Origin of the sequence: Sphingosinicella soli (assembly GCF_014199685.1) — a bacterium.
Taxonomy (GTDB): Bacteria; Pseudomonadota; Alphaproteobacteria; order Sphingomonadales; family Sphingomonadaceae; genus Sphingosinicella; species Sphingosinicella soli.
The window spans coordinates 14,567-37,010 of sequence record NZ_JACHNZ010000002.1 but is presented as its reverse complement, the minus strand read 5'-3'; the positions used below and the strand labels follow the sequence as shown (position 1 = coordinate 37,010).

Genomic DNA, 22,444 nt, shown 5'->3' with positions numbered 1-22,444 from the left:
CGAGACGGCAAGACACTTGCGTGCAGCCGAAAAGGCGGCAGATAGGCTTTCTGTCGTGGCGGACCTCAGATATCGGCATAGGTGTGTGTCTCTGCGGCGGCGCCAGGGTGGGTGACCGCGCCTTTCGAGGCCGGCCCCACAGTCTGCGCAAATTTCCAGAGCGCGCCCGACTGGAAGTCGTGACGACGCGGTCGCCAATCCTTGCGCCGAACCTCCAGCTCCTCGGCCGAGAGCTCTACGTCAAGCGTGCCCGCCTCGGCATCGATGGCGATGATGTCACCGTCCTTCAGCAATGCGATCGGGCCGCCAACGGCCGCTTCCGGATCGACGTGCCCGATGCAGAAGCCGCGCGTGGCGCCGGAGAAGCGCCCGTCGGTGACAAGCGCCACCTTGTCGCCCATGCCCTGACCGTAAACGGCTGCCGTGGTCGCCAGCATCTCGCGCATGCCGGGACCGCCTTTCGGCCCTTCGTAGCGAATGACGATGACCTCCCCCGGCTGGTATTCACGCTTCTGGACGGCGTCGAAGGCCGCTTCCTCGGAGTCGAAGCACCGGGCCGGCCCGCGGAATTTGAGGTTCGTCATACCAGCCACCTTGACGATGGCGCCCTCCGGGGCGAGCGTACCGCGCAGACCGGCCACGCCGCCGGTGGTGGTGATCGGGTCGGAGATCGGGCGAACGATGTCCTGGTCGGTCGGGAAGGCCACGTCGGCCAGGTTCTCGGCGATCGTCTTGCCTGTCACCGTGATACAGTCGCCGTGCAGATAGCCGCCGTCGAGCAGCGCCTTCAAGAGCACCGACACACCGCCGATCTCGAACAGATCCTTGGCAAGGTAACGCCCGCCGGGTTTGAGATCGGCGATGTAGGGCGTGCGCCTGAAGATCTCGGCGACCGCATGCAGGTCGAAGTCGATGCCCGCCTCGTGCGCGATCGCCGGCAGATGCAGCGCCACATTGGTCGATCCGCCGGAGGCCGCCACCACGGCGGCGGCGTTCTCCAGCGCCTTGCGGGTGACGATGTCGCGCGGCCTGAGCTCGCGAGCCAGCAGGTTCATCACCGCCTTGCCAGACGCTTCCGCGAAGGCGTCACGGTTCTCGTAGGGTGCCGGCGCACCGGTCGAACCGGGCAGTGCGAGGCCGAGCGCCTCGGAGACGCAAGCCATGGTGTTGGCGGTGAACTGGCCGCCGCAGGAGCCTGCGGACGGGCAAGCGACACATTCGAGCGCGTGAAGCTCGTCGGCGGAGATCTGGCCGGCCTGGTAGCTTCCCACCGCTTCATAGACGTCCTGCACGGTCACATCCTTGCCGCGGAAGCGCCCCGGCAGGATCGTACCGCCGTATATGAACACGCTCGGCACGTTGAGGCGGACCATGGCCATCATCATGCCGGGCAGTGACTTGTCGCACCCGGCAAGGCCTACCAGCGCGTCGTAGCAATGGCCGCGCATGGTGAGTTCGACCGAATCGGCGATCACCTCGCGGCTCACCAGCGACGACTTCATGCCCTGGTGGCCCATGGCGATGCCGTCGGTCACGGTGATGGTGGTGAATTCGCGCGGGGTGCCGCCACCCGCCTTGACGCCGAGTTTGACAGCCTGCGCCTGGCGGCTGAGCGTGATGTTGCACGGCGCGGCCTCGTTCCAGCAGGTGGCGACGCCGACAAAGGGCTGGGCGATCTCCTTTTCGGTCAGCCCCATGGCGTAGAGAAACGAACGATGCGGCGCCCGCTCAGGGCCCAACGTCGTGTGGCGGCTCGGCAGTTTGGATTTGTCGTAGTGATGTGCCATGGGGTCGGCCTCTCGCTTTATGCTTCGATCAATTTCTCGCAGGCTGCCGGTTCGAGGAGGCGCCAACGAGCCACGCTCTCCGGGCGGAACACACGCACGCGATCATCGTCTCCAACCGGCAGCGATTCTGGCGGTTGCCACGGCGATTGCACGAGCGTGACTGTCTCGGTGTTCGGCGGCAGGCCGTAAAACCGGGCGCCGTTGAGTGACGCGAAGGCCTCGAACCTATCGAGGGCTCGTTCCTCCTCGAAAACCTGGGCGTAGAGTTCAAGGGCAACGGGCGCGGTGAAGATGCCGGCGCAGCCGCATGCCGATTCCTTGTCCTGGATCAGGTGCGGCGCCGAATCCGTGCCGAGGAAGAACCGGGGATCGCCGGAGGTCGCGGCGTCCCTTAATGCGAGGCGATGGCCCTCCCGCTTGGCCACGGGCAAACAGTACATATGCGGCCGGATGCCACCTGCGAACATCGCATTGCGGTTGATCATGAGGTGGTGCGCCGTGATGGTGGCGCCGATGGGACCCTCGGCGTGCTGCACGTAGTCCACGGCTTCGGCGGTCGTAATGTGCTCCAGGACGATCCGCAGCGCGGGGAAATCGGCTCGCAGTCGGACAAGCACCCGGTCTATGAACGCCTTCTCCCTGTCGAAAATGTCCGTTTCCTGATCGACTACCTCACCATGGATCAGGAGCGGCATGCCGATCGCCTGCATTTTTTCCAACACCCGGTAGACCCGGCGAATGTCGGTCACGCCGGCGGCGGAGTTCGTGGTGCTGCGCGCCGGGTACAGCTTGACCGCCGAGACAATCCCTTCGACGAAGCCTTGTGCGACGTCTTCGGGATCGGTCTCTTCGGTGAGGAAACAGGTCATCAGCGGTTCGAACCTGGAGCCGTCGGGCAAGACGCGCCGGATCCGATCGCGATAGGCGGCCGCCTGGGCGGCCGTCGTCACCGGCGGATCGAGGTTCGGCATGACGATGGCGCGTCCGAAAGCGCTCGCCGTCCACGGCAGCGCCATGCGCAGCAAATCGCCATCGCGAAGGTGCACATGCCAGTCATCGGGTCGACGGAAAGTTATGGTATCCACCGCGTCATCCTCGCTCCACGTCCTGTCAGACCATTCGTCTGTCCCAAACTCCACTGCCCAAGCATTCAGTCGGTCTCGCGCGTCTGCATGATGGCTCGACTGTGGAATTCGCACAGCTTGCGGCGCACTTCCTCGCGGCTGATCGAAACCCCACAACGGTTCAGGTCGCCAAACAGCTTCTCGACCACGCCGTCGCACCTCGGCTCGCCGAGGTCGGCCTGGTGAACCGCCGCCACGTAGCTCTGAATCGCATCGTCCGGGATCTGCATCAGGCGGCTGGCCCACAAACCCGCGAGCATGTTGCGATAGGCGATGACGTTGTCGCGGGGATCGGCATCGATGCCCGAGGCGGGCGCGGTGGAGGAAGCGGTGGCATGCTTCATGGCAGGAACTCTTGCATCGATGTTCATCGATCATCACCGGCAGAACGGGCGTGGGAATGCTTTTCGACGAAAGGCGGAGGCAAATCCGTTCGGCCGCGACCATGAGTTTCGTCGTGCGCGGCCGCACGTGTCTTCCAGAGCGAGAACAGCACACCGCCTGCGATGAGGGACAGGGTTACGCCAAGCGAGATCGCCGGGTCGAGTTTGCCGACGATCTGGTTCCAGAAAATCTTGGCTCCGATGAAGACGAGCACGATGGCGAGCGCGTACTTCAAGTACTCAAATCGGTGAACCATGGCGGCGAGGGCGAAGTAGAGCGCGCGAAGGCCCAGGATCGCCATGATGTTGGCCGTGTACACGATGTAGGTGTCGGTCGTGATGGCGAAGATCGCCGGCACCGAGTCGACCGCGAAGACCAGATCGGCGATGTTGATCATGACCAGCGCCAGGAACAGGGGTGTCGCGTAGCGCGCGAGCTTGCCTGTCTTCGGGTCTGGTTTGCGGACGAAGAAATGCGAACCGTGCAACTCGTCCGTCACCCGCATGCGCTTGGACAGGAAGCGCACGATCGGGTTCTTCGACACGTCCTTCTCGCCCTCGCCGACGACGAGGATCTTGATCCCCGTGGCGATCAGGAAGACACCGAAGATGTAAAGCACCCACTCGTACTGCTGCACGAGCGCTGCGCCGAGCCCGATCATGAGACCGCGCAGGACCAGCACCGCGAGAATGCCCCAGAGCAGCGCCCGGTACTGGTATTTGGCGGGGATGGCGAAGTAGCCGAAGATGAGCGAGATGACGAAGACATTGTCGATGGAAAGCGCCTTCTCCAGGGTGTAGCCCGTGAAGTACTCCATGCCCGAGGTCGGACCCATGGACCACCATATCCAGACGCCGAACACCACCGCGACCGCGATGTAGAACGCGGACAAGATCAAGCTTTCGCCGACACCGAGTTCCTTGTCCTCCTTGTGGAGAACGCCGAGGTCGAAGGCGAGCAGCGTCCCGACCACGACGAGGAACATGAGCCAGAGCCAGGTGGCTTTGCCGAGGAAATCGCTGGTCAGGAAATCGGCAAGCAGTTCCATGTGTAGTCCTTACTTTTCGGGTGTTCGGAGCACCCGTTGAATGGGTTTCGGGCTGCCCATTGCGCTTCTGCTCGACCGCCAACGGGCCCCGGGCCTTTTAGGAGCGCTTGAGACGGTGGCGAGCGGCCCCAATTGCGATTGCGCCAATGGCTTTTGCTGGCGCTGTCGTCATCGTGCTCGCCGGTGCGCTGACGTGGATGCGCCATCTCAATGTGAGAGGAGCACTGGCAGCGGTGGGTTGGCGACGATGGACCTCGTCGCGCCACCCAGGATGAAGTCGCGCAAGCGGGAGTGCCCGTAGGCCCCCATTACGAGCAGGTCTAGGGCGTGCGCGGTTGCATACTCTTCGAGAGCCTGGCCGATCGTCCGGCCGGCGGCGTCTTCCTCTTCAAGGACAGCCTCGATGCCATGACAGGCGAGATGCTCCGCGAGTTCCCCTCCCGAGCTTCTCGTATGGGGCAGCTTCTTCTGTGTGATCGTCACCACCCGCACGGTTTTGGCGCGCTGAAGGAGCGGGACAGCATCCGCCACGGCTCGCGCCGCGGACCGGCTGAAGTCCCAAGCCACTCCAACGACATCGAGGGAAAAAGAACTGCTGTTTTTTGGCGTTTCCGGGAAGACAATCGTCGGTCGCCCCGAGCCGAGTATCACGCACTCGGCGACTTGTTGCTGTAGGTCCGCGTGCCTGCCGATCGGGACCATCGTGACATCGTGCATCCTGGCGCGTTCCGTCACGATGTCCGGGAGGTGTAGGGTGGTGCATGACACAATGATCTGCCGGTGTGTGACGCCACGCTTCGTCGCCATGCTTTCGAACGCACCGATCAGATTCTGGGCATGCGCCGCGCTCCTCCGCCGCGCCGCCGCAATCATGCCCGGGATGTCGAGCAACCTGTCCGCAACTATGTTGCTGGTTAGCGGGATCTCGACTTTGAAAGTCAGCGCCGAGATGCCCGCGCCTAACGCCGCAGCGAAGTCGATCGCTTGTTCGACGGCCGCAACCGGGGTCGGATCGGGATAGCTGCTCACGTGAAGCAGGGCGTCGTTGAATGCCATTCTCTCAAATCCCAGTTGGGTCCGGATGGTTCGGGACGGCATCGCCCTCGTGCCGTCGTTGTCCGTCAGTCCGCACGGCGTCTGCTCCTTCCGTGCGTTTGCCTGTACCTTTGCCAAGCGCAGAGCCGCCTGGTGGCATCGGGGAAGGAAGCCGCTGCGCTCGATTTCAATGGCCGAAGGTTCCGACGCGATCTGACCAACGATGCCGCGGTCGGGAAGCTGATCTGCCAGTTTCAAGACGACCGTCTTGCCGATCGCCGTGATGCAGTTGGCGCGCGAGCATCATCGGTCGGTCCCTGTCGGGCGTCTGAATAACGATCATCAATCCTCCATCCACCCGGACTCTATGCACGTGCGGAGTGTGGACTTGATTGATCGTCAAAAAAAGCAGATTAATAGCGGTGCTTTGATCGAAAAAAACTGCGGATCGGAGAACAAGCAGCCACACTGCTCTGGACGGTCAAGAACCAGCATCGAGCGCGGCGCCTCGCGCCCGCACACCATCAGCGCCCAAAACGGAACGCTCAAGGAAGTCCTCGCAGCCAAGTCTCCTCGACCAGCCTATAGCTGTTGACGATTTTTCGCGTTTACGTGCGCGTTTTCGACCGTCGCGCAGCGGTGGATGCAACACCTCAGTGCGACAGGAGCACCGGCGACGGCGGGTGGGCGATGATGGTCTTCGTCGCGCCACCCAAGATGAAGTCGCGCAGCCGGGAGTGCCCATAGGCTCCCATGACGAGGAGTTCGATTTCGCGGGCGCTCACATAATCTTCGAGAGCCTGCCCGATTGTCCGTCCGGCGGCGTCTTCCTCCTCAAGGACCGCTTCGATGCCACGAAATGCAAGATGCTTCGCCAGATCAGCGGCCGAGCGCCTCGTCTCGATCGTCTTCTCCTGTGTGATCGTCACCACCCGTACCGTTTTCGCGCGCTCCAGGATCGGCAGCGCATCCGCCACGGCCCGGGCAGCCGGCCGGCTGAAGTCCCAAGCCACGCCAATGACGTTGAGAGACAAAGGATTGCTGCGTTTCGGCGCCCCGGGTAAGACAATCGTCGGTCGCCCGGAGCCAAATATCACGGTCTCCGCGACATACTGCTGAAGCCCGACCTCCTCACCTACCGGGATCATTGTGATATCGTGCATCCTGGCGTGCTCGGTCACGAGGGCTGCCAGCTGCGAAGTCGAGCACGACTCTACGGTCTGTTGGTGCGGAACGCCACGCTTCGTCGCCGTGGCTTCGAAAACACTGATGAGTTTCTGCGCGCTCGCCGCACTCCTTTGCCGTTCGGACGCGACCATCGCCGGAATGTCGAGCAGCGCATTCGCGAGCACGTTGCTGGTGCTCGGGATCTCTATTTTGAAAGTCAGGGCCGAGATGTGCGCCCCCAACGTCTCAGCGAAACCGACCCCTTGCTCGATCGCCGCAGCAGGGGTCGGTTCGGGATAGCTGCTCAACTGGAGCAGGACATCCTTGAAAGCCATTCTCTTACTCCTCAATTGATCTGGCGCTTCCGATAGACCGCGTCATGCGGATCCTTGTTTGCGTTTTGCAGCGCCGCGATCCGCTCTTCCAATGGCGGGTGGGTCATGAACAGGCGCTTCAACCCGCTGCCTACGCCGCCTGCGATGCCGAAGGCTGCCATTCTGTCGGGAAGCGGTGCCGGGTGCAGCGCGGCCAGGCGGCGGAGGGCGGCGATCATGTGCGGTCGGCCGGCGAGCTCGGCGCCGCCCTGGTCGGCGCGGAATTCCCGGTGGCGCGAGAACCACATGACGATGATCGATGCGAGGACGCCAAGCAGTACTTCGGCGACAATCATGGTGACGAAGAAAGCGGGACCGTGACCGTTCTGGGTTCTGAACACTACCCGGTCGACGGCATGTCCGATCACTCGGGACAGGAACATGACGAAGGTGTTCACCACGCCCTGGATCAGCGCCATCGTCACCATGTCGCCGTTGGCGGCGTGCGACACTTCGTGCCCCAGCACCGCCTCGGCTTCTTCCCGGCTCATCCGCTGCAGCAGCCCGGTGGACACGGCGATGAGCGAGGAGTTCTTGCTCATGCCGGTAGCGAAGGCGTTGACCTCTGGCGAATCGTAGACCGCAACCTCGGGCATCTTGATGCCGGCGGCCTGGGCCTGGCGGGCCACGGTTTGCACCAGCCATTGTTCCGTCGGTGTGCTGGGCTGGGCGATGACTTGGGCGCCGACCGCCCTCTTGGCGGTCCATTTCGAGAGGGCGAGGGAAATGAAGGCGCCGCCGAAGCCGAAGACGGCCGCGAAGATGAGCAAGGCGTTGAGATTGAGGCCCTGTTCATTGAGGTAGGGTTCGACCCCCAGCAAGCGCAGGGTGACCGACAGTACAAGCACAACCGCCAAATTGGTTGCTAGGAATAGCGCTGTGCGTTTCACCCGGCGCTCCTCACGAAATGCCCACTCGGCCAGAATCTTCGTAGCCCCACGCGCCCCGCTTGGCGCAGCGGCGAGAGATCAATCGACTCGCCGCTGGGCCTGAAGCGATGATGCTCCACCTCTGCCGTCGCCGTCCGGCCATCTTTCTACGACGAAGTCCGGCCATCGCGTGGCGCATACGGCGCCTTTCTTCAGTCGAAAAGGTCGGACAAGAAGGACCTCTTCGGCTTCTTGTGGCCGTAGCCGCGATGATCATCGTCATCGTCGTAGTGCCTTGGCTCTCGACGTTCGCGCGACCCGGTCGTGCGGGCTGCAGACGACGCATCTTCGGTGTTGCGAGCAATGATCTTGTCGAGCTCGCCCCGGTCAAGCCACACTCCGCGACAGGTCGGGCAATAGTCGATCTCGACACCTTGTCGGTCGGACAATACCAGCCCGGTCCGGCAGATCGGACAAGGCATGGCTGCGACAGCTTCTTCGGTTCGCATGGCTCAAACCCTCTCCTGCCGACCGAAACGGACCAGCAACTGCAGGCGATCTTTCACCGCGAGTCTGAGCTTTTTCAGCCGGAGCAGTCTGATGCCGTCGGGAAAACGCCGCTTGTGCTCGTGTCGAATTGCATCATCGAGCTTGCCGTGGACGACTGTCAGTTTGTATATCAAAGCACTCATACTCATAGCCTTCTCCAGTTGGTTGTCCAAACGCGGCGTCCGCCGCATCAGTGCCGCTCGCGTCGGTGGACGCGTCACGACCTCACGGAGCGCGTCCAGCTAAGGTATGTCGCGCGCATACCGTGGGCGGCGGGCCAGTGTTCGCTTGGCCCGGTCTGCAGCGTGATTGGCCGCGACGTCAAAGTCCGCCTCGGTTTCCTCGACGGCGATGTCGGACAACCCGTTCAGCCGAATGCGCAGATGGCAGCGTTTGTCTATGCCGCCTTTCGATCCGTTGATATCCGACAGGCCAACAACGACGCCGCGAATGCGGTTCTGACATCGGGACAAGGCGAACGCCAACCTCTGCTCCAAGTGCTCGCGCAGGTCGTCGGTGAGTTCGGCGTCACGCGTCTGAATCGCGATCTTCATCAATGCTCCTCGAGTTTCGACGCACTTGCGGAATATGGGCTTGCTCACACATCAAAAAAAGCAGAATAATCAGCATGCTTTGTTCGAAAAATTCTGTGAGAAGGATGGCAAGCTGTGTTGAACTACAAGCAGCTGCATTATTTCTGGAGGGTCGCGAAGGCAGGCAGCATTGCGCGAGCCGCCGAGCAGTTGCGTCTCGCGCCGCAGACCATCAGCACCCAGATCGGCACGCTGGAGGAAGCGCTCGGAACCGAGCTGTTCCGCCGCGTCGGGCGCCGGCTGGAGCTGACCGCAGCGGGACAGCTGACCCTTTCCTACGCTGACGATATCTTCCAGATCGGAAGAGAGCTGGAGGAGACGGTGCGCAACCGCCCCGGCCGCACCGACATGCTGTTCCGGGTCGGGGTGGCCGATGTCGTTCCCAAGTCGATCGCCTATCGCCTGCTGGCTCCGGCACTGAGTAGTGCCGGGCGCGTGCGGCTGATCTGCCGGGAAGACAAGCTGGATCGGTTATTCGCGGAGCTCGCCATCCACAAGATGGATCTCGTGATCGCCGACCGGCCACTGCCCTCCGAACTAGGGGTGAAAGGCTACAGCCACGCTCTCGGGCGCACACCAATCGCCTTCTATGCCGTGCGTGCACTTGCCGAACGCTATCAGGAGGGCTTTCCGCAATCCCTGGACGGCGCACCCGTGCTGATCCCGAGCGATGGCGCAACAATGAGGGGCGCGCTCACGCGGTGGTTTAGTGAACATCAGATCGAACCGCTCATTGTCGGCGAGTTCGACGACACCGCATTGATGAAGGCCTTCGGTAAGGCGGGTGCTGGCATTTTCCCTGCACCAACAGTACTGGCCGACGAGATCCGCAGCCAATATGAAGCTGATATCATCGGCCGCGCCGACAGCGTCGCAGCAAAATACTACGCCATCTCCGTCGAACGCAAACTGACCCATCCGGCAGTCGTGGCGATCAGCGAAGCAGCGAAGACGGACCTGTTCGTCGACGACAAGCGCTAGCCTCTGTCTCGTCTTAAGCGGATCGTTCGCCGCAATCGTTCACGACGAAGACAAAGATAGATGCCGTCATGCGCGGCGAGCGCCTTTGCGGGAGCGTTGGGCGTGCGCTCGTCTTCCGCTCACCATCCCGATCAGTTCGGCGATTGTGCAATGGCTTTCGACCGGATGGCGGAGGAACAAATCCTCATGGACGAGGTAGCGATTGGCGCGACCTTCACGCATGCGGCTGAGATACCCTGCCTCCTCCAATTCGGCGACGATGCGCTGCACGGCGCGCTCGGTGATCCCGACCCGGACTGCAACCTCGCGCATTCTCGCCGCCGGCTGCTCGACCAGGCAGAGCAGCACATGGGCATGGTTGGTCAGAAAGGTCCAGCTGGCAGATGAGGTATCAGATTTGGAGTTTGCCATTGCCTGCATCCACGAGAGCCCCTATAAGGAAAATGCGACACAGATTTCGTGTCTTTTGTATCGTGTTATGAAGTTCGCATGCAAGGCAGTAGCGGTTAATCATGTCCTGGTCACCCGCGTCCGGAAGGCGATGCCGCGACCTGATTGGGGTCATACCGCCGGACGCCATAGGGCAATGAAGGGGTGCTGCCGGTGTCAGACTTCGCCAACTGCTTCTTGCTCCTGGTCCGGTCCAGTGATGACGTTTCCCGCGCTTGCCGGGAGGCTGGAGAGTTTCTGGCATTTCGGCGCGCGCGGCTCCCGACAGAGCATGCGGAACAGGGCGGCAGGCTCGTCGGAATATGGATAGACCCCGTGATGGTGGACGCGCCACCGGAAATATGCGGAGTCGGATTGGCTTCTCGCCTGTGCCAATTCCAGGTTCGCGAAAGCGTCGGCATGAGTGGAATATGGTGCCTATGCTGGCTTGATGCTGATCATGCAGGGAAATCATCCGACCTTGTTACTACACGCGAAATGCTGGTGTCCGCCCTGATCGCTGACCGGCCACCACACCAACAGCCCAGGACTCTGCAGTTTATTCCTGTCTTCGATGCGGACGACAACTGCCATTTTGCTCTGCTCCATACCGAGCGGCTTCGAGAGCTGTTCCCGGGCGTGATCGCTCAAGCAATGACGTGGACCACAGCAACTGGAGCGTGGGCCGTGCTCGCTGGACTAAGCGAACGCGACTGAGCACCTTGAATTCCTTTCTCACATCTTGCCCAGCATACAATAGGAAGAGTCCTTGTGGATACGTTGCTCCAGCTTGCCATCGGCAACCTCCTGTCACCGATGGTGCTGTTCTTCGGCCTGGGTGTCGCCGCCGGCTGGCTCAAATCCGATCTCGCCATCCCCGAGGCGATCAGCAAGGGTCTGTCGCTCTATCTGATGCTGGCCATCGGCTTCAAGGGTGGCGTAGAGCTCGCCTCGAATGGTGTCGCCGGTACGATCGCGGTCGCGCTGGTCTTGGCGCTCGCACTCAGTTTCAGTCTGCCCGTGCTTGCTTATGCCTTACTCCGCACCGCCACGCGACTCGATGTGCCGAACGCAGCCGCAGTCGCGGCGCACTACGGTTCCGTCAGCATCGTGACGTTTGTTGCGGCGACCGGCTTTCTGGGATACCGGGCCATACCTTACGAGGGCTATGTGGTGGCGATGCTCGCCCTTATGGAGACGCCGGCCATCGTGACCGGGCTGCTTCTTGCGCGTCGCTCTAAGCCCGCCGGACCGACCGCGTCCCGCTCGCCTTTCCTTTCAAGAGAGGTCGCCCGGGAGGTGTTCCTGAATGGCGGCGTCGTGTTGCTCGGCGGCAGTTTCGCGATCGGCTGGATCACAGGTGACAATGGCATGACCGTGATGGCGCCGGCGGTCGTGGATCCCTTCAAAGCCGTGCTTGCGGTCTTCCTTCTCGACATGGGCCTGCTTGTCGGCCGCCGGCTGCACGACTTCAGAGCGGTGGGCTGGCCGGTCGTGGCGTTCGGCATCTACATGCCCCTGATCGGGGGCATGATCGGGCTGTTGGCAGCTTACGCCATCGGCCTGTCTCTCGGCGGCATGACGCTTGTCGCCGTGCTCGCCGCAAGCGCTTCCTATATCGTGGTTCCCGCGGCGATGCGCGTCTCACTACCTCAGGCCAATCCGGCAATTTATGTCCCGCTGTCGCTGGCCATAACCTTCCCGTTCAATCTGATCGTTGGCATTCCGCTCTATCATGCAGCCGCGCAATGGATCGCAGGCATGTGACGCAAAGGAAGTATCCCATGGTCCAGCTCTACCGAAAGAAGAGAATCGATATTGTAGTTGAGGCCGCCCGCGCCCGCGCGATCATTGAGATGATCCAGGCGGTCGGCGCCAAGGGCTACACCATCGTGCCCGACGTCTCCGGCCGCGGCAACCGCGGCGTCCGGGATGAAGGACATCTCTCGGACGTGTTCCGCAACATGCTCATCATCGTGATCGCTGCCGAAGAGATCGCGAATCTGATCGTCGAACAGTCGCAGCCGCTCCTCGAAAACTACGCCGGGATCGTGGTGGTTTCCGACGTCGAGGTTATTCGCGACGAGCATTTCTAAGCAAGCAGTTGCGGGGCATCCCTTCCAAATGCGCCACGTTTGATCACTCAAGTGGATGGATCAAACAGGGTAGGCCGTTCGCGGCAAGCACCTCTCCGGCAAGATAGAGCGAACCCGTGATGAGGATTCGCGGTGCCGGATCGAGGCCAAGAGAAGTGGCGGCGGCGAGCGCCTCACCTACACTGTCACAGTTCTCCGCCGGAATGCCGATGCGGCGGGCAATTTGTACGATCTCCTCGCTTGGCAAAGCCGTGTCCTGCCGGACTGGCACTGCGATGACGGCGCGGGCGAGCCCGGCGAACTTCATGAGAAAGCCTTGGCAGTCCTTGTTCGCGAGCATGCCGACGATGAGTATGAGCGGCCGCGCATCGCGCCTATCAAGATCGGCCAGAGCGTTCGCCACCGCAAGGCCGCCGTCAGGGTTGTGGCCGCCATCCAGCCATAGTTCAGCGCCTTCAGGCGCGAGTTCTGCGAGCCGGCCGCGGGCGAGACGCTGCATGCGAGCAGGCCATTCGACGCTGGTGAGTCCCTGCTCAATGGCCGTGTCCGGAATCCTCAGCGCATGAATGCAGCGCAGCGTTGCTATCGCCGTGCCTGCGTTATCGAGCTGATGACGGCCAAACAGACGCGGCGCAGGCAGCTCCATGACTCCGTTACCGTCCCGAAAGACCATGCGGTCGCGATCAGGCGTCGCACTCCAGTGCTTGCCACCAATCCGCAGCGGCGCGCGGAGACGCTCGGCGTGTCGCTCGATCACCGAGAGCGCCTGCTGCGACTGCGGTGCGATTATCGCCGGCACACCGCGTTTGAGAATGCCCGCTTTCTCCGCTGCGATCAGCTCGATCGTATCGCCCAGAAATTCGTGATGGTCATGCGAGACAGAAGTGATCACCGTCGCAATCGGGCGGTCCACCACATTCGTCGCGTCGAGCCGTCCGCCGAGGCCAACCTCAAGCAAGAGCACATCCGCGGGATGGCGCGCAAACAGCAGAAAAGCCGCCGCCGTGGTGATTTCAAAGAACGTGATCGGATCGCCGGCATTCAGGCGCTCGCAGGTCGCAAGGGCATCCACCAATTCGTCATCCTCAACCAGCACGCTGCCACCCGGCCGTGCAAGACGGATACGCTCGTTGAAGCGAACCAGATGTGGCGAGGTGTAAACATGCACGCCGAACCCGGCCGCTTCCAGGATCGCACGCAGAAAGGCGACCGTCGAACCCTTGCCATTGGTGCCGGCAACATGAATCACCGGAGGCAGGCGGCGCTCAGGATGGTTCAGCCGATCGAGAACGCGCCACATGCGGTCGAGCGAGAGATCGATCCGCTTGGGATGGAGCGCGAGCAGGCGCGCAAGGACGATATCAACTGGAACCACTCTGACTCACATTCGCCCGCCAATTAACAGGTCCTGAGCCTAGCGAATTCTTCATTGACCTTGACCAAGTGAGAAACCTGGCTCCCCATCAAAGTTGTAAAGATGCTCGGTCTTGATGAAGTCGACACCCGTGTAGGTGAGATTCTTGAGCAGTTCCACGATCATCGCTTTGTTGAATTGCTTGCCCGGCCGCGCGAGATACCGGCAGCGCCAGTGGTCGGTGCAGAAGGTCTCCGGCAGACCATCCGGCCAGACCTTGACGCCCCGATTTGTAATCATGGTGAGCGCGAACAATTCGTTGGCCGCCGCCTGCATTTCGCGGGCGAGTTCGTCCACGGGCTTGGTTGCATGGACGAAGACGTCGATCCCGACCAATTCCTTCTTAGCCGGCTTCGTTGGCCGGGCCTGCGGCACGGCGAAAGGCTTTGACGCAGCGCCATGCGCGACACACAACGTCTTCGGCGTCTGGTCAAGCCGCTCGATCACAGCATCGGCAAAGGCGGCTGTGCCGACCTTCTGCTTGGATATGCCTTCCTTGAAAACATCATAGGTATGAATGCCGTCCTCGATCGTCTTGAGCCAGGCATTGTGCACGCGCCTGGCGACCTTGGGTTGGCCGATATGCGCCAGCATCATGACACCGGCTAAGAGAAGGCCAGAGGGGTTGGCCACATCCTGGCCGGCTCGCCGCGGTGCGCTGCCGTGGATCGCTTCAAACATGGCGCATTGCTCGCCGATATTGGCCGACGGCGCGAGGCCGACGGAGCCTGCGATCTGGGCAGCTACGTCGCTCAGCACATCGCCATAGAGATTAGGCATCACGATCAGGTCGAAGGCCTGCGGCGTATCGGCCAGCTTCGCTGCGCCGATGTCGACGATCCAGTGCTCGTTCTCGATGCCGGGATAGTCAGCGGCGATTTCGTCGAAGACCGTGTGGAACAGGCCGTCGGTCATCTTCATGATGTTGTCTTTCGTGAAGCAGGTGACCTTCCGGCGGCCGTGCGCGCGCGCGTACTCGAAAGCGTACCGGACGATCTTCTCGCAACCCGGCCGCGAGATCAGCTTCAGGCACTGGTAGACTTCGTCGGTCTGCCGATGCTCGATGCCCGCATATAGATCCTCCTCATTCTCGCGAATGATGACCACATCCATGCCGGGATGCTTCGTCGCGATAAAGGGTTGATAGGCGACGCAGGGCCGGACGTTGGCGAACAGGCCGAGGGTCTTGCGCACCGTCACATTGAGGCTCTTGTAGCCGCCGCCCTGCGGCGTCGTGATCGGCGCCTTGTAGAAGACCCTGGTGCGCCGCAGGCTATCCCAGGCTTCCGGTCCGATCCCGGAGGTGTTGCCTGAAAGATAGAGGCGCTCTCCGATATCGATCGGTTCGATGGCGATGTCCGCCCCGGCCTGAACCAGGACCTTGAGACTGGCTTTCATTATCTCCGGCCCGATGCCGTCGCCGAAGGCGACTGTGACCGGAACGGTGCCACGCCTCCCGGACGGGTTCTCCAAGTCGGTAAGGCCTTCCGACATGAGCCGAGTGCTCATCATCGATCCTCCTAATTAGTGCGTCTCTGAACGGGGGCAGGATAGGGGCCAAGGATGAATTGTTGAAATTGATTGTTCTCGACTCTAAGATTGCGATCGTCAATGACAGCATGGATGCGTGCATGAATATCCATCCCGACCTCTTGCGTGCTTTCGTGACCGTTGTGGAATGCGGAGGGTTCTCGCGGGCCGCCGAGCGCCTGCGGCGCGGCCAATCGGCCATCTCGCTGCAAATGAAGCGCTTGGAGGACAGCCTCGGGGCGAAGCTGCTCGAACGGACGCCGCGGCACCTCTCGCTGACGAGCGAAGGAGAGCTGCTGCTCGACCACGCGCGACGTCTGCTGCGCCTGAACGACGAGCTGGTCGGGCGCTTTACCGAGCGCGAACTTTCGGGCGTCGTTCGCCTCGGGGCACCGGAGGACTTCGCGACCAGCCACCTGCCGAGCGTGCTGGCCAAGTTCGCGCGCGCCCATCCCAGGGTTGCCCTGGAAGTGACCTGCGAGCTGACGCTCGAGGTGTTTGAGCGCTTCCGAGCTGGCGGCCTCGACATCGCACTGGTCAAGCGGGAGCCTTCAGGCGCGATGGGCGGCATCCGCGTGTGGCGGGAGCCGCTGGTCTGGGTCGCCGCCGACCGGCAGATCGCAGAGACAGAGGGCCCGCTTCCGCTCATCGTCTCGCCGCGGCCGTGCGTCTACCGCAAGAGGGCAACCGATTCGCTCGACACGATGGGGCGCCTTTGGCGTGTCGCCTATACGTGCGGCTCCCTGGCCGGCACGCACGCAGCCGTTCGTGCGGGCCTCGGCATCACCGTGCTGCCAAAGGAGATGGTTCCAACTGATCTTACCATTCTCAACGATGAAGCTCTTGGACTTCCCGACCTGAAGGACACGGAGATGGCGCTGATCGAGGCGCCTGACTTAAGCCCCGCTGCTGCCCGGCTACGAGACACGATCGTTCGAGAGCTTGAACATTGACCCGCGCTTCCATTTCGATCCCGCGTCGCGCCCGTAGCTCGATGTCATGGTTTCGCTGATCGACTTCTCAAGAGTCCGCGCTTGGGCTACTGTGCATTCGGGGTGATCCGCTGCGCTGAAGCGTAGATCGGTATCTGCCCCAATCTCGCGACGGGCGGGGAGGAGGCAACGATGAATTTCTCGGACAGCAAGCTCTGGTTAGGTTTGGTCGCCTTAGCCGTGGTGTTGATCGTGATCGGCTATGCCACCGGCTGGTTCGGCTTCGGCGGCTCACCGCAACCCGCGCCGCAGCAATAGGACCCCGCCTCGACCCTTGGCAGATGCCGTTTGACAACGGCCTTCGTCGTTGATCGAGAAGTTTCTCGTTGCCATTAGGTGCGGCCTGAGCGTCCAGTAGTTCGTCGCGACCGATAGCAAGAGCGGCCGCCAAAAGCGTATCCTGCGCCAAGGTCAAGGATTGCACTGGTTGCACAGTCCAGGATCGGCCGTGGGACGTTCTGCAACCGCCCGCTCGATGCGATGTCCACACGTGACGCAGCTCAAGACCCTCCGCCTTGATCACCTGGATCGGCTCGCCGCACCATTCGCAGGGTAGCCCGGGCACGCGCTCGGTGACTGGGAGGACGATCGGATGCACATGCGTATGGCATCGCATCGTAGGGTTAGCGGTCGCAGCCTGGCGTAGGTGGCGCACCCGGCACGATTCGAACGTGCGGCCTCCACCTTCGGAGGGTGGCGCTCTATCCAGCTGAGCTACGGGTGCATCAATTGCTAAGTAGCGTAGCGACGTTCGATCGGTCAACCGAATGCGCGCTCGATCGATTTCGCCGCACGCGATTCCTATGCATGCATTGCGCGAGCGCACGCTCGCTACGAAGCACTGCGATGTGCCACGCCACAGTACGCGTCGAACTGCTTCCGTAGTGCTTCCGCGAGTATTTCGAGCGCCACGAGAACGAAAAACGATCTTGTTAAGTGCCCGGAAATATGAGAGAAAATGGCGCACCCGGCGAGATTCGAACTCACGACCTCTGCCTTCGGAGGGCAAAGCTAGCGCGTGCTCCGGCGTCGATCAGGCGACCCGGACGAGCAGCTTCCCGGTATTGCCGCCAGTATAGAGGAGGTTGAGCGCATCGGGTGCGTTCTCCAGCCCTTCGATCATGTGCACCGGCATTTTGATCCGGCCTTCGCGCAACCAGCCGGCAAGATCGTGCAGCGCGGCAGGAATGAGATCCACATGGTCAAGGATCACAAAGCCCCGCATCGTGAGGCGGCGCATGATGACGTTGCGGAACATGTAAGGGCCGGGCACGGGCTCGCGGCTGTTGTAGGTCGAGATAAGACCGCAAACCACGACCCGCCCAAAGTCCTTCATGTGCGTCAACGAAGCATCGAGACTATCGCCGCCGACGTTTTCAAAGCACAGATCAATGCCGTCAGGGCATAGCTGCCCCAGCCGCTCGCTCACGTTCTCGGCGCGATAATCTATGGCTTCGTCGAAGCCCAAGTCATCCCGCAGCAGCGCGCATTTCGCGGCTGAGCCGGCAATGCCGATCACCCGCGCCCCGGCGATGCGCGCGATCTGGCCCACCATCATGCCCACTGCACCGGCAGCGCCGCTCACCACCACGGTATCGCCCGATTTCAGAGCGCCGATATGGTGCAGACCCACATGCGCGGTCGGCCCTGCAATGCTCATGGCGGCGAATGCCTCGGCCAAGTCTACGCCGCCGAGCGCGGGAAAAGGAGAAAAACCGGTGCCGTCGCTGACGATCAGGCTGGACCAGCTATGCAGGCCGCTGGCATGGCAGCCCACGGGATAGTCGGGGTGGCGGCTGGCGATGACTTCGCCAAACACGAAGCCGCGCATGGGATCGCCGATATGCACCGGCTCCATGTAAATATCCCAGTTGCTGATCCACACGCGGTTGGTCGCATCGAGCGAGAGATACAGCGTTTTCAGCAGGAACTCGCCCTCCGCGAGATCAGGCACGGGATCTTCGCGCCATTCAAAGGTATGGCTATCAACCTTCTCCGCGGGTTGCTGCCGGAAATACCAGCGCTGTGCCATCAATTGCCGATTCATATTCCCTCCCTTTGGATGGACTTCACACGCGGCCAGCCATGCTTTCATACAATGTCACGACACAGGCGCCGCCCAGGCCGATATTATGTGCGAGCGCCAGACGAGCACCGTCCACCTGCCGGGCACCCGCCGAACCACGCAACTGGCCGAAAAGTTCATGACATTGTGCGAGCCCGGTTGCACCCAGTGGATGCCCCTTGGCGAGAAGCCCGCCGGATGGATTGACGACCACCTTGCCGCCATAGCTGTTATCGCCATCGCGGATGAAACGTTCAGCTCCGCCTTCAGGCACCAGCCCCAGCGCCTCGTAGCTCAGCACTTCGTTGCTGGTGAAGCAATCATGCAATTCGACAACGTCCACATCCTCGGGGCCTATCGCCCGCGACTCATAAACCTGAAGCGCCGCGCGCCTGGTCATGCCCGTTCCGACGGTCGCGCCGAGGTCATCGCCCACAAAGCTGTCCGCAGCGTCAGTTGTGACGGCTTGAGCCGCGATTCTCACATCGTCCGCTATTCCGTGCCGCCGCGCAAAATCCGGCGAACACAAGATCGCGGCCGCTGCTCCGCAGGTGGGCGGACAGCATTGCAAGCGCGTAAGGGGACCATAAAGACGTGGAGCCGCCAGAACCTCTTCGATGCTGAGCGGTTCCCGGAATAAAGCCAGCGGGTTGCCGGCCGCATGGCGACGGGCCTTGCACACGATCGCGGCAAAGACATCATCCGGGGTTCCATGGCGTTCCTGATAATCAAGCGCTGCGCCTCCGAACAGGCGCAGCGCCATGGGCGCATCGGAAGGACCGAAGCGGCTGTCGATTACGGACAGCAATTTTTCAAGCGGATCGGTGCGATCATTCCACTGAGATTGAAGAGCCCCCCGACGCATCTGCTCAAATCCGAGAGCGAGGACACACTCGGCGGCTCCGGACACTATCGACTGCCGCGCCAGAAACAGCGCCGAAGACCCGGTCGCGCAATTGTTGTTGACGTTGAATATCGGGATCGCCGTCAATCCGGCCGGATAGAGGGCGGCCTGTCCCGAAGTGCTGTCGCCATAGACATAACCGGCATAGGCCTGATCGAGGTCACCATAGCTCAGCCCGGCTTCCTTCAGCGCCTCACTGACGGCCGCCTCGGCCAGTTTCACATAGTCCGGCGAATTGGCGGGCGAACGAAAGGGCGTCATGCCCGTTCCCGCTACGATGATGCTGCTTCTTGTCACGGACGCCTCCCTTGCCGGCTTCATGAGGAAGGCGAGGGGAGGGGTGCCCACCCGAAAGGGTGGGGCAAAGAAGGGCGCACAAGCGGAAATGTCTTTACCGTGAGGCAAACCCTACCCAATCAGGTGTCGAGGAACCGCGTGTCGGAGAGGACAAGAGTGGATCTGCGACGGGAAAAGCTGCTCGAGCGCATCAGCGGCGCAGCGCAGGCGCAGCTCGTGCTGGTCCATGCGCCGGCCGGATATGGGAAATCCACCCTGCTGCGCCAACTCGCTCAGCAGGAACTGGAAGCGGGCGGCAAGGTCGGGTGGATCACGCCGATGTCGCAGGATGCGGATATCTCTCGTCTCGTGCAGCTGTTTTCCGCAGCCTGTGAACGCCTGTTGCAGGAAGGGGACACTGCCCCGCCGACTCGCGATCTGCCCGCGCTGCTGGGTGCGATAAAAGGCCCGGCGCTGTTCCTGCTCGATGAATATGATCATTTCGCCGGGGCGGAAACGGATACATTCCTCGCCCGGCTGATCGAGACGTTGCCGCCAGGCATTCGCATCGCCATTGCATCGCGGATCATGCCCGATCTGGCTGCGGCGCGCCTGAAGCTGAGCGGGCGGGCGGTGGTGCTGGGGAGCGTTGACCTGCGCTTCGATCTGGGTGAAGCGCACCTGTTCTTCGCCGAGCGCCCCGGCCTGGGCGCGGAGGAAGTGCGCAGGCTGCACAGCCGCCTGGATGGGTGGCCTGCGGCATTCCAGTTCATCAGCCTGGCGCTGCAATCGCCGGGGTGCCCGCCGAGCGACGCGCTGGGCCGCGCGATGGCGAAGGACATGGTGGAATATCTTGCGCAGGAGGTTTTCGCTCTCCAGTCAGAAAAGGTGCAGCGCCTGCTGCTCGATGCGTGCCTGCCCGACCGTATCAGCGCGTCCCTGCTCACCCATATCATGGTCGATGCCGAAGAGGAGCTGCCGCTCGATGCGCTATGGGCGGCCGGGCTTTTTCTCGATCCGGTGGATGGCGACCGGCACTGGTACAGGTTCCACCCATTGTTCGGTGATTTTCTGCGCGCGCGTTATCGCGGCAACGTCTCGACCGGAGAATTGGCGCAGCGCCACCGCCTGATCGCCGACTGGTTTGCCGCCAACGCCATGACGGAAGCGGCTGTCGATCATTATCTTGCCGCCGATGCCCAGGCGGAGGCCGCTGATCTGCTGAGCGCCATCGCCCGGCGGCTGGTCAGCGAGGAGCGGCTGGGTCTGCTGCTGTCGCTGATCGAGCGGCTGGAGCCGGAAATTTTCCTCGCTCGCCCCTCGCTCGTTTCACATGCGATCATCGCCTATGGCTTTCGCCGCAATTTCGGGCGGGCGCATCATCTGCTCGACTGGATACAGCGGCACGAGCCGGATGTGCCGCCAGAGGTTCAGGCCGAACGGGAAGTGCAGCGGTGCTATATCCTCGCCGCCGAGGATCATGTCGAAGATATGGGCGCCCGCGCACGCGACGCCGCCAAATGGCTGGGGCCGGACAGGCCGTTTTTCCATGGCGTTGCCTTGAACGCCTATGCGTTCTGGCTGACGGCACAAAGCCAGTTCACGGAGGCTGCCGATTTGATGCTGCGCGCGCGCCCGCTGCATGAACAGGCCGAAAATTATTTCGGCGGCAGCTACGCCGAATCGATATTGGCCAGCACCAAAATGTCGCAGGGGCTGGCCGAAGAAAGCTGCGCGCTGCTGTCGCGCTCATTGCAGAGGGTAGAGCAGGAAGCCCCAAGCGGGACATGGGCGGGCGCCGTCATCGCCGCCCATCTGGGCGATGCCCGCTACGAGATGAACCGGCTGGCGGAGGCGCGCACGGTCATCGAGAAATATCTCCCGTTCATCCAGCAACAGTGCATCGTCGATCCGCTATGCCTGAGCACAGTCGCGCTCGCGCGGATCGCCGCGCTGGAGGGTGATGCGGTCAAAGCACATGAGCTTTACGAGAGCCTGATAACGGCAGGGCACAAATATGGCCTTGAGCGGCTGGTCGCCTGCGGGCGGGCGGAACTGGTGCGCGAGGCGACGCTGGCGGGCGATACTGAGGCGGCGGAGCGGCGTATGCGCGCGGTTGGCACGGAGGCGCGCCTTTCCACCGAAGGGCAGCTCATCTTCGCCAGCGGCGAGACAGAGGTGCAGCGGATCACCTATCTGCGCCTGCTGGTGCATAGCGGACGCCATGCCGAAGCGCGGGCAGGCTTGCAGGGAGAAATCCGCATAGCAGGGGTGCGGCGACGCATCCGGCGGCTGGCCAGGCTCAAAACACTGCTTGCGATATGCCTCGAAAAGGAAGGCAATCAGCCGCTTGCCCGGCGCACGATCATGGAAGCGGCAAGCCACGCGGCGAGCGGCGGCATGATGCGGGTTATTCTTGATGAAGGCCCGGCAGCGATGCGCCTGCTCAACGAACTGGCGGCCGAAAATCTGGCGCAGAATGTCAAATGGGCCGAAGATCCGGTAGCGGATTGGGTTCGCAGGCTCGTGGATATCAAGAAACCCGCGCCTGAGGAAAGCGGCGGCGCGCCCGACCAGCCGATCGAAACGCTGACCCCGCGCGAGCAGGACCTGCTGCGCTTTCTGGCTCTGGGCCACAGCAATACCGACCTGTCCGACCGGCTGGCCGTTTCGGAAAACACGATCAAGTTCCACCTGCGCAACATCTACGCAAAGCTGAACGTCAGCAACAGGATGCAGGCGGTGCAGGCCGCACGGCATTTCCGCCTGATCAAACAATAATCCCCACCCCTACCCGTCCGGGTGGGCAGAAGCACCGGAAGCGATT

At 62.2% G+C, this 22,444-nt stretch carries 22 protein-coding genes and 1 tRNA gene; 7 read left to right on the top strand and 16 right to left on the bottom strand.

Going from position 1 to position 22,444, the window contains the following annotated elements:
* Window positions 1-65: 65 nt before the first annotated feature.
* The 5 genes from ilvD to GGQ98_RS01525 all read right to left on the bottom strand — a co-directional run bounded on the left by ilvD (window position 66) and on the right by GGQ98_RS01525 (window position 5,636).
* The gene (ilvD, locus tag GGQ98_RS01545; protein WP_184064076.1) at window positions 66-1,787 is read right to left on the bottom strand and encodes a dihydroxy-acid dehydratase; all 1,722 of its coding nucleotides are present in this window, start codon (window positions 1,785-1,787) and stop codon (window positions 66-68) included.
* Between the two features lie 17 nt (window positions 1,788-1,804).
* Window positions 1,805-2,872, bottom strand: a complete 1,068-nt coding sequence (gene pyrC / locus GGQ98_RS01540) for a dihydroorotase (protein ID WP_184064073.1) — start codon at window positions 2,870-2,872, stop codon at window positions 1,805-1,807.
* A 65-nt stretch (window positions 2,873-2,937) separates the two neighbouring features.
* Entirely contained in the window at window positions 2,938-3,255 is a 318-nt protein-coding gene (locus tag GGQ98_RS01535; protein ID WP_184064070.1) for an ATPase inhibitor subunit zeta, read from the bottom strand.
* A 23-nt stretch (window positions 3,256-3,278) separates the two neighbouring features.
* Entirely contained in the window at window positions 3,279-4,343 is a 1,065-nt protein-coding gene (locus GGQ98_RS01530) for a TerC family protein (RefSeq protein ID WP_184064067.1), read from the bottom strand.
* 207 nt (window positions 4,344-4,550) lie between these two features.
* Window positions 4,551-5,636 (bottom strand): universal stress protein, encoded by a 1,086-nt coding sequence (locus GGQ98_RS01525; protein WP_184064064.1) that lies wholly within the window; start codon window positions 5,634-5,636, stop codon window positions 4,551-4,553.
* Between the two features lie 10 nt (window positions 5,637-5,646).
* On the opposite strand from GGQ98_RS01525, the gene GGQ98_RS01520 reads away from it, so the two are divergent.
* A complete protein-coding gene (locus GGQ98_RS01520; RefSeq protein WP_184064062.1) occupies window positions 5,647-5,973 on the top strand; it encodes a hypothetical protein in 327 nt (108 codons plus the stop codon).
* A 58-nt stretch (window positions 5,974-6,031) separates the two neighbouring features.
* On the opposite strand, the gene GGQ98_RS01515 is transcribed toward GGQ98_RS01520, so the two are convergent.
* From GGQ98_RS01515 to GGQ98_RS01495, 5 genes are all read right to left on the bottom strand, one after another.
* Window positions 6,032-6,880 (bottom strand): universal stress protein, encoded by an 849-nt coding sequence (locus GGQ98_RS01515; protein WP_184064059.1) that lies wholly within the window; start codon window positions 6,878-6,880, stop codon window positions 6,032-6,034.
* An 11-nt stretch (window positions 6,881-6,891) separates the two neighbouring features.
* Window positions 6,892-7,809 carry a protease HtpX gene (gene htpX, locus GGQ98_RS01510; RefSeq protein WP_184064056.1) on the bottom strand — a complete coding sequence of 306 codons (918 nt, stop codon included), beginning with the start codon at window positions 7,807-7,809 and terminating at the stop codon, window positions 6,892-6,894.
* 191 nt (window positions 7,810-8,000) lie between these two features.
* A complete protein-coding gene (locus GGQ98_RS01505) occupies window positions 8,001-8,297 on the bottom strand; it encodes a TFIIB-type zinc ribbon-containing protein (RefSeq protein WP_184064054.1) in 297 nt (98 codons plus the stop codon).
* A gap of 3 nt (window positions 8,298-8,300) precedes the next feature.
* Window positions 8,301-8,486 carry a DUF465 domain-containing protein gene (locus GGQ98_RS01500; protein ID WP_243451619.1) on the bottom strand — a complete coding sequence of 62 codons (186 nt, stop codon included), beginning with the start codon at window positions 8,484-8,486 and terminating at the stop codon, window positions 8,301-8,303.
* A gap of 93 nt (window positions 8,487-8,579) precedes the next feature.
* Window positions 8,580-8,891, bottom strand: coding sequence for an HPF/RaiA family ribosome-associated protein (locus GGQ98_RS01495; protein ID WP_184064051.1), 312 nt, complete (start codon window positions 8,889-8,891; stop codon window positions 8,580-8,582).
* 114 nt (window positions 8,892-9,005) lie between these two features.
* Between GGQ98_RS01495 and nhaR the strand changes: the two genes are divergently transcribed.
* On the top strand, window positions 9,006-9,911 hold the full coding sequence (nhaR, locus tag GGQ98_RS01490; RefSeq protein WP_184064048.1) for a transcriptional activator NhaR: 906 nt from the start codon (window positions 9,006-9,008) through the stop codon (window positions 9,909-9,911).
* A gap of 66 nt (window positions 9,912-9,977) precedes the next feature.
* Here nhaR and GGQ98_RS01485 read toward each other — a convergent pair whose 3' ends face one another.
* Window positions 9,978-10,322, bottom strand: a complete 345-nt coding sequence (locus GGQ98_RS01485) for a helix-turn-helix transcriptional regulator (RefSeq protein WP_184064045.1) — start codon at window positions 10,320-10,322, stop codon at window positions 9,978-9,980.
* Window positions 10,323-11,111: 789 nt separating this feature from the next.
* Here GGQ98_RS01485 and GGQ98_RS01480 point away from each other — a divergent pair.
* On the top strand, window positions 11,112-12,107 hold the full coding sequence (locus GGQ98_RS01480) for a sodium-dependent bicarbonate transport family permease (protein ID WP_184064042.1): 996 nt from the start codon (window positions 11,112-11,114) through the stop codon (window positions 12,105-12,107).
* Between the two features lie 17 nt (window positions 12,108-12,124).
* Complete coding sequence (locus tag GGQ98_RS01475; protein ID WP_184064039.1) at window positions 12,125-12,436, top strand: P-II family nitrogen regulator; 312 nt, start codon at window positions 12,125-12,127, stop codon at window positions 12,434-12,436.
* Between the two features lie 43 nt (window positions 12,437-12,479).
* Here the strand turns inward: GGQ98_RS01475 and GGQ98_RS01470 are convergent, their stop codons facing one another.
* Both GGQ98_RS01470 and GGQ98_RS01465 read right to left on the bottom strand, forming a co-directional pair.
* A complete protein-coding gene (locus tag GGQ98_RS01470; RefSeq protein ID WP_341534103.1) occupies window positions 12,480-13,811 on the bottom strand; it encodes a bifunctional folylpolyglutamate synthase/dihydrofolate synthase in 1,332 nt (443 codons plus the stop codon).
* Between the two features lie 51 nt (window positions 13,812-13,862).
* Entirely contained in the window at window positions 13,863-15,359 is a 1,497-nt protein-coding gene (locus GGQ98_RS01465; RefSeq protein ID WP_207791188.1) for an NADP-dependent isocitrate dehydrogenase, read from the bottom strand.
* Between the two features lie 62 nt (window positions 15,360-15,421).
* Here GGQ98_RS01465 and GGQ98_RS01460 point away from each other — a divergent pair, with 62 nt between their 5' ends.
* Together GGQ98_RS01460 and GGQ98_RS18600 are read left to right on the top strand one after the other, a co-directional pair.
* Window positions 15,422-16,333: a LysR substrate-binding domain-containing protein gene (locus GGQ98_RS01460; RefSeq protein ID WP_243451618.1), complete on the top strand. Its 912-nt coding sequence runs from the start codon at window positions 15,422-15,424 to the stop codon at window positions 16,331-16,333.
* 171 nt (window positions 16,334-16,504) lie between these two features.
* Window positions 16,505-16,630 (top strand): hypothetical protein, encoded by a 126-nt coding sequence (locus GGQ98_RS18600; protein ID WP_279380203.1) that lies wholly within the window; start codon window positions 16,505-16,507, stop codon window positions 16,628-16,630.
* Between the two features lie 389 nt (window positions 16,631-17,019).
* Here the strand turns inward: GGQ98_RS18600 and GGQ98_RS01455 are convergent.
* The 3 genes from GGQ98_RS01455 to GGQ98_RS01445 form a co-directional block, all read right to left on the bottom strand.
* A tRNA-Arg gene (locus tag GGQ98_RS01455) sits at window positions 17,020-17,096 on the bottom strand.
* A gap of 309 nt (window positions 17,097-17,405) precedes the next feature.
* Window positions 17,406-18,419 (bottom strand): NADP-dependent oxidoreductase, encoded by a 1,014-nt coding sequence (locus tag GGQ98_RS01450; RefSeq protein WP_207791187.1) that lies wholly within the window; start codon window positions 18,417-18,419, stop codon window positions 17,406-17,408.
* A 22-nt stretch (window positions 18,420-18,441) separates the two neighbouring features.
* Entirely contained in the window at window positions 18,442-19,638 is a 1,197-nt protein-coding gene (locus GGQ98_RS01445) for a lipid-transfer protein (protein WP_341534102.1), read from the bottom strand.
* A gap of 156 nt (window positions 19,639-19,794) precedes the next feature.
* Between GGQ98_RS01445 and GGQ98_RS01440 the strand changes: the two genes are divergently transcribed.
* Window positions 19,795-22,398 carry a winged helix-turn-helix domain-containing protein gene (locus GGQ98_RS01440; protein WP_184064033.1) on the top strand — a complete coding sequence of 868 codons (2,604 nt, stop codon included), beginning with the start codon at window positions 19,795-19,797 and terminating at the stop codon, window positions 22,396-22,398.
* The last annotated feature ends 46 nt before the right edge of the window (window positions 22,399-22,444 follow it).